Consider the following 11,532-nt stretch of genomic DNA (forward strand, 5'->3'; position numbering starts at 1 on the left):
CCGACCGGCTCGACCCGCCGCAGAGCCTCCATTTAGCGTTATCCAATGCGAACCGCATCGTTTTTCAATATTATTGGTTGACGATATGCGCGCTCACCGATAGACACTCCTTATCGAATCGCAATATGCCCAATCAAGGAGAACGATATGTCCCCGCTTCGCAAACAGCGCTCTTACCGCCCTCGCCGCCGTCGCGCTCGCATTCGGCTCGATCGGCGCGATCGTGACTGTGCCGCCGGCGCAGGCCTCAGCCGCGCTGCCCCTGCCCCTGCCCGCGCTGGCCTAAGCCTCATCGCATCAAGGAGACAATCCATGAAAGCTCCCGGACACGACCCGCTGCTGCTTGCAGGCAAGGTGATCGTATTGTTCATGCAAGGTTTGATGGCGCTCGCAGCCGTGGTTGTCGCCATCACCTTGCCCCTCGCCCTGATTTTCGGCGCCGATTTCGTCAGCGGCTTTGCCGACGGCAGCGGCGTGCCGGTGGATCAGGCGCCGATGCTGGCGATCGCAGGCCTGCTGCTGACTGTGCTGGCGATCGTGATCGCCCTGTTCGTCTTCTTCGCCAAGTTGCGGGCCATCATCGATACGGTGGCCGAAGGGGACGCCTTCGCACCGGCCAATGCCGACCGGTTGAACCTGATGGCCTGGCTGCTGCTCGGCACCCAGCTTCTGTCCTTGCCTGCCGCGGGCCTCGGCCTGCTGGTGGCCAAGTGGGCCGATCAAGCCGGACACGAGGACATTACGATTGACGCCAGATTCGATCTGACCGGCATCCTGATGGTGCTGGTGCTGTTCATCCTCGCCCGCGTGTTCCGCCAAGGCGCTGCGATGCGCGATGATCTGGAAGGGACCGTGTGATGCCCCCCATCAACGACGATCTCGAAGGAACCCGGATCATGGTGAAGCTCGACGACCTGCTCCACGCCCGCCGGATGACGCTGACCGAACTGGCGGAGCGCGTGGGCCTGACGCTCGCCAACCTGTCGATCCTCAAAACCGGCAAGGCCAAGGCGATCCGGTTCTCCACGCTGGCCGCAATCTGCCGCGAGCTGGACTGCCAGCCGGGCGATCTGCTCGCTTATGCCGGGACCGAAAGCGAAAGCTGAAAAGGCTCGCGGGGATGCGACCGAACGCATCCCCGCCCCTGCATCAGAACAGCAGCGCAACCACGATCAGGATGATGATCAGCGTTCCGAGTCCTATGGTAACATTCCGTCCCATCGTTCTTCTCCTTGTTGTTGACCACCACAAGAAGGATGTTTCGCGCCGGAATGTTCCATGCTTGACTATCGGCCGCAAATCCGTAGAGGCCAGCCCCGATCCCTTAACGGGATTGTCCGGCGGGCCTTGTTAGGTTTCGCCGGTCATCCGTCCGAGACAGTTGGTGAGGGCAATCTGGCCTTCTTAATTTCCAGCCTAGACGGGGAAACGAGATTCCGGCGGCCCAGCGCAAGCAGCCGCCCGCGTGCTCTGCCATGATGGCGGCACACACCCTCCTTCCCTTTCGACGGACTCGCCCGTGACGGAGCCCCGGCTCTGCCATGGACAACGTAGCCGGTCGTTCAGGAGCCATCCTGCGCGGCCATTAGTGAAGGAGTATGGCATGGATCGTTCGCAGAAAGCCGACGCGGTTGCCCAGCTCAATGCGGTCTTCTCCGAAGTTGCTGTGGTGGTTGTCACCCGTAACGTCGGCATGACGGTGGCTCAGTCCACCGCCCTGCGCCTGAAGATGCGCGATGCTGGCGCCACCTACAAGGTTGCGAAGAACCGTCTCGCCAATCTCGCTCTTGAAAACACCGACTATGTCGGGCTCGGTGACATGCTCACCGGTCCGGTCGGGCTGGCCTGGTCGACTGACCCGGTCGCGGCTGCAAAGGCCGCTGTCGAATTCGCCAAAACGAATGACAAGCTCGAAATCGTCGGCGGTTCGATGGGTTCGGTCGTTCTCGACGAAGCCGGGATCCGGGCGCTTGCCTCGATGCCCAGCCTCGACGAACTGCGCGCCAAGCTCGTCGGTCTGGTCAACGCACCTGCGACGAAAATCGCCCAGGTCGTTACCGCGCCCGCCGCGAAGGTCGCCCGTGTGTTTGCCGCGTACGCGGACAAGGCAGCGTAAGAGACGCTTTTCGCCAGACGATACAATCTCGGGGTTCAGGACATGGTGTCCGGCCCCGCCACAAATTGGAGTGAACCATCATGGCTGATATTGCCAAGCTTGTTGAAGAACTTTCGAAGCTGACCGTCCTCGAGGCGGCTGACCTTGCCAAGGCCCTTGAAGAAGCATGGGGCGTGAGCGCCGCTGCTGCTGTCGCGGTTGCTGCCGGCCCGGCCGCTGCTGCCGAGGCTGTCGAAGAGCAGACCGAATTCGACGTCATCCTGACCGGCGACGGCGGGAAGAAGATCCAGGTCATCAAGGAAGTCCGTGCGATCACCGGTCTCGGCCTGACCGAAGCCAAGGCGCTCGTGGAAAGCGCGCCGAAGGCCGTTAAGGAAGGCATCAACAAGACCGAAGCCGAAGAAATAAAGAAGAAGATCGAAGAAGCCGGCGGCACCGTCGAGCTCAAGTAAGCCTTCTTCCGGCTCTGTCGGATAACCAACGAGGCGGCGCCGGCAACGGCGCCGCCTTTTTTGTTCATCACGCCGGCGGGCGACCTTGCGGGCGACCTTCAGAAATAATCTCCAGCGTTGATCGCGGCCCTGACGGCGCAGGAAATTTTAAATCGGCACCGCCTCACGCATGAGCGTTAGCGGGGTTTGCTGACCAGCCAAGGTCGCCGGCTCCCAATGAGAACTCCGGCGATGTCAGCGGCGTATTCGTTAATGAATGGTCCGTGCCTGCTCGACCATGCTAGGATCCCGGGACGACCAATTCCCCTTTCAACGAATCGCCCATCGCCGTATGGCGACCGGCTCGCCTGCTGGCGGGCAAAGACCGACCATGCAGCACACCGCACCTCTCTCGACGCCCGGCTGGGGGCAGGAAATCCGCGCGACTCTGGCGCTTGCGGGACCGTTGGCGGCTGCGAATCTGCTGCAGATGCTGACCTATGCGGTCGATGTCGTCTTCATCGCACGGCTGGGCGAAGAGCAGTTGGCTGCCTCCGCGCTGGCCGTGTCGCTGTTCGGCCTCGTGCTGTGGGCGCTGACCGGGCTGACGGGCGCGGTAGCGCCCTTGATCGCGGAAGCGCTCGGCACCGGCGCACCCTCGGTGCGCCCGGTGCGGCGTTCGGTGCGGATGGCTTTGTGGCTGGCGGTGCTGAGCGGGATCGTGGGCATGGGCCTGTGCCTGCTGCTCGATCCGGTGATGGAGATTTCCGGCCAGCAAGCCGGAATCCGCAATCTGGCGAACGAATACAACAACGTCATCGTCTTCTCGATGGTGCCGATGCTGCTGGCTGCCGTGCTGCGCAATTTCGTCTCGGCATTGGGCCGCCCGATTTTCGCGACCGCGATCACCGGGCTCGGAATTTTCGTTAATGCGCTCGCCAACTACGCCTTTATCTTCGGCAATCTTGGCGCGCCCGAAATGGGGCTTGCAGGTGCCGCCGTGGCGACGATCCTCACCTCGCTGTTCACGCTGGGCGCCTATGTCGCGGCGATCAGGCATGATCTGCGGCTTCATCGCTACCGCGTGTTCGGCCGCTGGTGGGCGCCCGATTGGCAGCGGTTCCGGCTGATCCTGCTGATCGGCACGCCGATCGGGCTGACGATCACGGCAGAGGCGGGCATCTTCGGTGCCGCCGCCTTCCTGATGGGCCGCTTCGGCGCAGCGGAGCTGGCGGGGCACACGGTGGCATTGCAACTTGCGGCGCTGGCGTTTCAGGTGCCGTTCGGTGTGGGGCAGGCGGCGGCGATCCGGGTCGGCTATTTCTACGGCGCGCGCGATCCCGTTGGTGTGAAACGCGCCGGGTGGGTGGCGATCGCGATCGGCACCGGCTTTATGTCGCTGACGGCGCTCGCCATGGTGCTAGCGCCCGAATTGCTGCTGACGATCTATGTCGATCCGTCCGATCCCGCCAACGCCGCGCTGGTGGTGTTCGCGCTGCAATATCTGGTACTGGCTGCGATTTTCCAGCTGGCCGACGGCGTGCAGGCGGTGGCTGCGGGCGCGCTCAGGGGCTTGCAGGACACCCGCGTGCCGATGTGGATCGCGATCTTCAGCTATTGGGTGCCGGGGATCGGCACGGCCATCGGGCTCGGTTTTTTCACCCCGCTCGAAGGGACCGGAGTGTGGATCGGGCTGGCCACGGGGCTGTTCTTCGCCGCGCTGTTGCTGATCGTCCGCTGGCTCCGCCGGGAACGGCTGGGTCTGACGATCCGCGCGGGCAACGTCACCGTTACGCCGCCGCCTCGGCCGGAGCCACTATTGTCCTGACTTCGCGCTGCGGGAACGGAATCGTCAGTCCGGCCGCGTCGAACCGCTCCTTCGCCGCTTCGGTCAGGTCGCGCGACAGCACCAGATAATCGCTGCTTGCGGACCACACCCGCATGCCCATCGTGACCGAGCTATCGGCCAGTGCCGCCACGAACACTTCGGGCGCAGGTTCGGCCAGCACGCGCTCATCGCCCTGTGCCAAGGCCAGCAATTCCTCCCGCGCCTGCTGGATGCTGTCCGAATAGGAAATGCCGATCAGCAGCTCGAACCGCCGGGTCGGCATCCGGCTGAAATTGATGATCGGCTTGTTCCACAGCTCGTTATTGGGGACCATGACGTACAGCCCGTCGGGCTGCACCAGCTCGGTGGTGAACAGGCCGATGGCAGTGGCGGTGCCGAGCGTCGGACCGGCGCTGATCGTCTCGCCCACCCGAAACGGACGCTGGATCAGGATCATCACGCCCGCCGCGACGTTGCTGAGCGTGCCTTGCAGCGCAAGCCCGACCGCAAGCGCCAGACCGCCCAGCGCTGCGATGATGGAGGTGGTCTGCACCCCGAACTGGGTCAGGACGGTTACCGCGACCACGGCCCACAGCGCATATTTGATGATGTTGCCGAGGAACTTGGCGACCGTCGGCTCGATCCGGCCAGACCGCGACAGCGCCCGGTCAGCCGCGCCCGACAGCAGCCGCGCCAGAATGACGCCGATGACCAGCACAGCCAGCGCCCCGGCCATATGCACCAGATTTTCGCGCAGCCATCCGACGACGGCGGCTACGATATCCAGTTCGTTGGTGACTTTGGCCGGCAGGTTGGCAAGGTCTTGCGGGGTCATGGACGGGGGTTTGCTCCATTATTATCGCCGCGCACTGGCTGAAGCCCTTTGAAAGTGCGCGCTTCCGGGTTCGGCCACGCGGGATAGATCAGCCGGGCCGCTGTGGCCACCCCGCCCGGAAAATCGCGCGGCGATGCAAAAAAATTTGCATCAGCCTCCTTGATTCACGCTGCCGATAGGACCAAATGCGGCTCGTTGGCACTCTCGAGAGGAGAGTGCCAAGCAATCCACCCATTCAAGGAAAGGTCATCATCATGGCATTTCGTCCGCTGCACGACCGCGTTGTGGTCCGTCGCATCGAAGCCGACCAGAAGACCGCTGGCGGCATCATTATCCCCGATAGCGCCCAGGAAAAGCCCAGCGAAGGCGAAATCGTCGCCGTTGGCGAAGGCGCACGTGACGACGATGGCGATCGCATCGCGCTCGATGTCAAGGTCGGCGATCGCGTTCTGTTCGGCAAGTGGTCGGGCACCGAAGTCAAGATCAACGGCGAAGACCTGCTGATCATGAAGGAAAGCGACATCATGGGGATCATGGGCTGATCGCCTGATCCCTTTCGCTACCTTCAATCCATAAACCAATCTCAGGAGAAACAATCATGGCTGCCAAGGACGTAAAGTTCGGCCGCGATGCCCGCGAAGGCATTCTGCGCGGCGTCGATATCCTCGCCAACGCCGTCAAGGTCACGTTGGGCCCCAAGGGCCGCAATGTCGTGATCGACAAGAGCTTCGGTGCCCCGCGCATCACCAAGGACGGCGTCACCGTCGCCAAGGAAATCGAGCTCAAGGACAAGTACGAGAACATGGGCGCGCAGATGCTGCGCGAAGTCGCCAGCAAGGCGAATGACAGCGCGGGCGATGGCACCACCACCGCCACCGTGCTGGCTCAGGCGATCGTCACCGAAGGCATGAAGTCGGTTGCTGCCGGCATGAACCCGATGGATCTGAAGCGCGGCATCGATCAGGCCGTTACCGCCGTCGTCGCCGATCTGAAGAGCCGTTCGAAGGACGTTTCGGACAGCTCGGAAATCGCGCAGGTCGGGATCATCTCGGCCAATGGCGACCGTGAAGTCGGCGAAAAGATCGCCGAAGCTATGGACAAGGTCGGCAAGGAAGGCGTGATCACCGTCGAGGAAGCCAAGGGCCTCGAATTTGAACTCGATGTCGTCGAAGGCATGCAGTTCGACCGTGGTTACTTGTCGCCCTACTTCATCACCAACCCCGACAAGATGACCGTGGAGCTGGAAAATCCCTATATCCTGATCCACGAAAAGAAGCTGTCGAACCTGCAAGCAATGCTGCCGATCCTCGAAGCTGTTGTGCAGTCGGGCCGTCCGCTGCTGATCATTGCCGAAGATATCGAAGGCGAAGCGCTGGCGACCCTCGTGGTCAACAAGCTGCGCGGCGGCCTCAAGGTTGCTGCGGTCAAGGCCCCCGGCTTTGGCGATCGCCGCAAGGCGATGCTGCAGGACATCGCGATCCTGACCAAGGGCGAGATGATTTCCGAAGACCTCGGCATCAAGCTCGAAAACGTCACCGTGGGCATGCTCGGGGAAGCCAAGAAGGTCTCGATCGACAAGGACAACACCACCATCGTCGATGGCGCCGGTGCTGCCGACGACATCAAGGCGCGCGTTTCCGAAATCCGCACCCAGATCGACAACACCTCGAGCGATTACGACCGTGAAAAGCTGCAGGAACGTCTGGCCAAGCTGGCTGGCGGTGTTGCCGTGATCAAGGTCGGCGGTGCTTCCGAAGTCGAAGTGAAGGAACGCAAGGACCGCGTCGACGACGCGCTCCACGCAACCCGCGCTGCGGTTGAGGAAGGCATCGTTCCGGGCGGTGGCACGGCTCTGCTTTACGCCACCAAGTCTCTCGAAGGGCTGAAGGGCGCGAACGAAGACCAGACCCGCGGCATCGACATCATCCGCAAGGCGATTACCGCCCCGATCAAGCAGATCGCCCAGAACGCCGGCCATGATGGCGCCGTCGTTGCAGGCAACCTGCTGCGCGAGAATGACGAAACGCAGGGCTTCAACGCCGCGACCGACACCTACGAGAACCTGGTGAAGGCTGGCGTGATCGATCCGACCAAGGTCGTTCGCGTGGCACTGCAGGATGCGGCTTCGGTCGCCGGCCTGCTGATCACCACCGAAGCGGCGATCGTGGAGCGTCCGGAAGACAAGTCCTCCTCGCCGGGCATGCCCGACATGGGCGGCATGGGCGGCATGGGCGGGATGGGCTTCTAAGCCCGCCGGTTGCTCACATCCGACTACAGGAAGCCCCGGAAGGTCGCACCTTCCGGGGCTTTTCTGTTATGCATGGCCGCAAGCAGGGGAACCGAGATCCGAACACAAGGACAACCAATATGAAACTCCCGCACAAGGCCCACGTCGCGCTGATAGACGGAGAAAGCTTCACGCTGTTCCGCAATGACGGGCAGATTTTCGAACCGAGCCTCGTCGAAGTGGACAAGCCCGATCTCGAAGTGACCAATTACAGCGCCGGGGTTCGCCATCAGGACTCGGGACGCAAGCCCGACAGCACCGATCTGGACGAACTGGCCCACGGAGCCGCCGCCGCCGAATGGCTCAACGCCAGAGCCATCGCCGGCGATCTGGAGGCGCTGCTGATCATCGCCGATCCCAAGACGCTGGGTGAAATGCGCCAGCACTACCACGTCGAACTCAAGCAGCGGCTGGTGGGCGAGATCGACAAGACCCTTACCGGACAGTCCACCGATCGGATTGAATCGGCGATCGTCGCAGCGGAGTAACAAGGGACAAGCCAGCACTCGCGGCACCGTGACCCCGCCGACGTAGCAGGCAAAAAGCATTGCAAGATGCTCTGCACTGACTACGACTAACGCGGGGGAACGGAATGAGGCATGATCGATCAGAATGCGTCTCGCCGGCGACTGCAGCGCTTGTCCGGATGTTCGGCGAATTCCGGCTGGATACTGTAGGCGGAACGCCTTTATTGCCAAGCAATCGGCGCGGCATGTTGCTGGTGTCGCTGCTGTGCCTGCAACCCGATTACAGCCTTGATCGCGAACGATTGTGCCAATTGCTCTGGCCGGACAGATTCCCCGCGCAGGCCAAGGCCAGCTTGCGACAATGCCTGCTCGATCTGCGCCGCCAATGCGAAGTGGAAGGTTGCCCCAATCTGTTGGTCGTGACGCGTTCGGCGGTCGCATTGAACCGCGATGCGGTGCAATCCGATCTGGCCGCGCTCGAAGATGCGTTGGCGCAGGGTGACGCGCTGCATGCCGCGGCCCTGATCGAACAGATCGGCAATCTGCCATTGCTGCAGGCGGTCACCTTCAATCCCGATTTCGATAGCTGGCTGGCAATGAAGCGGCAGGAAGTCGAGGCACGGCTGCGGCACGCCAGCGCCCGTCTGGTGGGGCAATTGCGCGCCGCGGGCGAAACCGGAACCAGCGCGCGGCTGAGCGGCGCGGTGCTGGCCCGCTATCCCGCGATCCGCAGCCTTGCCGATGTGGCGCTGGCAGTGCTGCCGTTCGGCCAGATCGATCAGGTCGGCGGGGATTTCTTTCTGGCCGAGGGCGTGACCGACGAGTTGGTCTCGCGGCTGGGCAAGCTTGAAGGCATCATGCTGGCCGGGCGCACATCGGTGCTGGCCGTGGCCGCACGCGGGCAAACGCTCACCGAGATGGCCGCCAGTCTCAGGGTGACGCATCTGATCGAAGGCGAGGTGCGGCGCACTGCCGATCGCATCACAGTGAATATCGCGCTGATCGAAGGCACCACCGGCACCGAGCTCTGGGCCGACCGGATGGAAGGCTCGATCGAGGATTTCTTCGAATCCCGCAAAGTCATCGGCAACAACGTCATCGCCGCGATCTGCCGGGTTCTGGGCCTCGCGCTCTCGCCCGCACCGATGCGGCGGATGACCGCCAACCGCACGGCCTATTCCCTATACCTGCAGGGGCGCTCGCTGGTGCGGCGCTCGATGACCGACGGCGCGGCGGCGAAGTCGGTCGAACTGCTGGAGCAGGCGCTGGCGCTCGATCCCGACTTTGCCGAATGCTGGACCGCGCTGGCCGATGCCCATGTCCACAATGCTGTCTATACTCCATGCCTCGACCGGGTCGAACGCTCGCGCAAGGCGGCGGAATGTGCCCGGCGCGCCGAGGCGCTCGATCCGGGACAAGGCCACGCCCTCGCTATCCAGGGGATCCACGAATGGAGCCGCAAGAACCCGGCTGGTGCGCTGGATCTGGCGTTCGAAGCCTATGCCCGCGAGCCCCGCAACGCAGATGTCGCGCTGCGGCTTGGATCGTTCCTGCTCTATATTGGCCGGACCCGCGCGGCGCTTCCGTTCATCGAGGCGGGGGTCGAGCAGGACCCGGCCTATGGCCGCAACCATGTGTTGCTGGCGACCGCGTATTTCAACCTTGGGGACATGGAGCGCGCGCTGGCAGCCGCACAGCGCACGGTCGATCTGGGGATGCCGGGGATGTGGCTGGCAGTGTTCGAGGCGGCCAACGGCGACCACGAGAAAGCCGTCGCGACCTATTATGCCCAGCGGATGCTGATGAACACGGTGATCCTGCCGCCCGCCGGGACCGAGCCGATGAATGAAGCCATGCGCGACGCCTATTGGGGGATCGCCGCAAGGGGCATCTGCAGCGGCGACGAGGTCGCACGGGCAGCCTATTGCGCGATGCTCGACGGGCTTCACCAGACCATGCCCGATCCCTGTGATCCGACGATCGCCTTCCCGGCGATCTGGATGGGGCACGCCGAGCTGGTGATGACAATCTACCGGGAATGCATCCACCCGGCCAACATGTTCGGTCTGATGAGCCTGTGGGCCGATGCCGAACCGATCCGGCAGGTGCGCCTGCATCCGGGCTTCATGGACTTCGCCGAAGACGTCGGCCTGATCGAAGCGTGGAACCGCCACGGCTGGCCCGACCTTATGCCCGCCGACCCGCGCGGGGCCTGAACCGGCACGAATTGACGCTTTTTTGACGGTCGCCCCGGTTGACCGCACCTGCCCCGAGCGGGCACTCTCGCTGCACCAGAACAAGCTGAAATCAAGCCAAATCGCGCAGCGCGCCGACCGAGGGGTCAGGCGCGCGCGGGGAAGGTTTGCCGATGCGGTTCGGGGGGAAGACGGACGGGTTCAGGGGTGAACCGTCCAACAGGGAGAGAACCGATGAAGACGATCACGCTCGCACTGGCCGCCATGGCCATGACACTGCCGTTTGCCGCACCGGCAGCCGCGCAGGAATTCCCGCTGGTGGCAGGCGAATATGTCGAGATGACCGGCATCGAGGTTAAGGACGGCGAAGGCGGTCTGAAATATGCCGAATGGCTGGCGACCGAATGGAAGCGCAATTCGGAATACGCCAAGTCGCAGGGCTGGATCACCGATTACGGCATCTATTCCAACGTCAATGCGCGCGAGGGCGAACCCGATATCTATCTGGTGACCCAGTTCGCCAGCCTGCCCGACGCTGCCGAGGGGGAGCGCCGCAACAAGGCCTATGATGCCTGGGCCAAGACCACTTACCAGCAACAGGCCGCCGCCAGCGGCAACCGCGGCGAATATCGCACGGTGATGGGCTCGATGCTGCTGCAGGAATACATGCCGCGCTGACCCGGGGGGGTATGCGCGACCAGAGCTCCGGCGGGCGGTGATGCGACCCGATCGCCCGCCGGAGTTCGTCCCCCAAATCAAACAGGAGCAGACCCGTCATGGCGATGCCAGCACCCAAACTCGCCCATGTCGTCTATCGCACACGCCAGCTGGATGTGATGCTGCAATGGTATGCCGACGTGTTCGGCGCAACCATCGTCTATCGCAATCCGGCGCTGGCGTTCCTGACCTTCGATGATGATCACCACCGGCTTGCCTTTGCCGATCTTTCAGTGATCGCGCCCGACGCCGAGGACACCGCACAGGCACCCATCGGCGTCGACCATATCGCCTATGAAGTGCCCTCGCTAACGGCCCTGCTGGAAACGTGGGAAGACCTGAAGGCCAACGGGATCGAACCCTATTGGGCCGTCAATCACGGCATGAGCGCCTCGCTCTACTATGCCGATCCCGATGGCAACCAGATGGAATTCAGCATCGATTGCTTTGCCAGCAAGGACGAGTGCCGCGACTATTTCGCGGGTGAGAAAATCGGCCAGAATCCGGTCGGCACCGAATATGATCCGGCCGAATGGCTGGCCCGGCTGCGCGCTGGGGAAAGCGATGCCGCTTTGCTGGCGATGGACTTTGCCGCGCCGGTTTCGCCGATCCGCGGGCGGCTCGAAGTGCTGTGCGCCTGATGGCGCATCGCGCTG

General features: G+C 63.2%; 12 protein-coding genes. 11 read left to right on the plus strand and 1 reads right to left on the minus strand.

Going from position 1 to position 11,532, the window contains the following annotated elements:
* Positions 1–312 precede the first annotated feature (312 nt).
* The 5 genes from Q0L48_RS15695 (at position 313) to Q0L48_RS15715 (ending at position 4,375) form a co-directional block, all read left to right on the plus strand.
* The gene (locus Q0L48_RS15695) at positions 313–858 is read left to right on the plus strand and encodes a DUF2975 domain-containing protein (RefSeq protein WP_296722518.1); all 546 of its coding nucleotides are present in this window, start codon (positions 313–315) and stop codon (positions 856–858) included.
* Positions 858–1,106, plus strand: coding sequence for a helix-turn-helix transcriptional regulator (locus Q0L48_RS15700; RefSeq protein WP_296722520.1), 249 nt, complete (start codon positions 858–860; stop codon positions 1,104–1,106). Before Q0L48_RS15695 ends, Q0L48_RS15700 begins: the two co-directional genes overlap by 1 nt.
* 497 nt (positions 1,107–1,603) lie before the next feature.
* Positions 1,604–2,116 (plus strand): 50S ribosomal protein L10, encoded by a 513-nt coding sequence (rplJ, locus tag Q0L48_RS15705; protein WP_296722521.1) that lies wholly within the window; start codon positions 1,604–1,606, stop codon positions 2,114–2,116.
* 80 nt (positions 2,117–2,196) lie between these two features.
* Positions 2,197–2,568: a 50S ribosomal protein L7/L12 gene (gene rplL / locus Q0L48_RS15710; protein ID WP_296722523.1), complete on the plus strand. Its 372-nt coding sequence runs from the start codon at positions 2,197–2,199 to the stop codon at positions 2,566–2,568.
* A 370-nt stretch (positions 2,569–2,938) separates the two neighbouring features.
* Entirely contained in the window at positions 2,939–4,375 is a 1,437-nt protein-coding gene (locus Q0L48_RS15715; protein WP_296722524.1) for an MATE family efflux transporter, read from the plus strand.
* Here Q0L48_RS15715 and Q0L48_RS15720 read toward each other — a convergent pair.
* Positions 4,338–5,210 (minus strand): mechanosensitive ion channel domain-containing protein, encoded by an 873-nt coding sequence (locus tag Q0L48_RS15720; RefSeq protein ID WP_296722528.1) that lies wholly within the window; start codon positions 5,208–5,210, stop codon positions 4,338–4,340. The genes Q0L48_RS15715 and Q0L48_RS15720 overlap by 38 nt on opposite strands.
* A 254-nt stretch (positions 5,211–5,464) precedes the next feature.
* Between Q0L48_RS15720 and groES the strand changes: the two genes are divergently transcribed.
* From groES to Q0L48_RS15750, 6 genes are all read left to right on the plus strand, one after another.
* Positions 5,465–5,752 carry a co-chaperone GroES gene (gene groES, locus Q0L48_RS15725; protein ID WP_067402560.1) on the plus strand — a complete coding sequence of 96 codons (288 nt, stop codon included), beginning with the start codon at positions 5,465–5,467 and terminating at the stop codon, positions 5,750–5,752.
* Positions 5,753–5,808: 56 nt separating this feature from the next.
* Positions 5,809–7,458 carry a chaperonin GroEL gene (groL, locus tag Q0L48_RS15730; RefSeq protein WP_296722530.1) on the plus strand — a complete coding sequence of 550 codons (1,650 nt, stop codon included), beginning with the start codon at positions 5,809–5,811 and terminating at the stop codon, positions 7,456–7,458.
* A gap of 119 nt (positions 7,459–7,577) precedes the next feature.
* Complete coding sequence (locus Q0L48_RS15735; RefSeq protein WP_296722532.1) at positions 7,578–7,985, plus strand: host attachment protein; 408 nt, start codon at positions 7,578–7,580, stop codon at positions 7,983–7,985.
* 224 nt (positions 7,986–8,209) lie between these two features.
* On the plus strand, positions 8,210–10,180 hold the full coding sequence (locus Q0L48_RS15740; protein WP_296722534.1) for a hypothetical protein: 1,971 nt from the start codon (positions 8,210–8,212) through the stop codon (positions 10,178–10,180).
* A 213-nt stretch (positions 10,181–10,393) separates the two neighbouring features.
* Positions 10,394–10,837 (plus strand): hypothetical protein, encoded by a 444-nt coding sequence (locus Q0L48_RS15745; RefSeq protein ID WP_296722536.1) that lies wholly within the window; start codon positions 10,394–10,396, stop codon positions 10,835–10,837.
* A gap of 98 nt (positions 10,838–10,935) precedes the next feature.
* Positions 10,936–11,517: a VOC family protein gene (locus Q0L48_RS15750; RefSeq protein ID WP_296722537.1), complete on the plus strand. Its 582-nt coding sequence runs from the start codon at positions 10,936–10,938 to the stop codon at positions 11,515–11,517.
* The last annotated feature ends 15 nt before the right edge of the window (positions 11,518–11,532 follow it).

The sequence above is a fragment of the Erythrobacter sp. genome, assembly GCF_024305245.1.
GTDB lineage: Bacteria > Pseudomonadota > Alphaproteobacteria > Sphingomonadales > Sphingomonadaceae > Erythrobacter.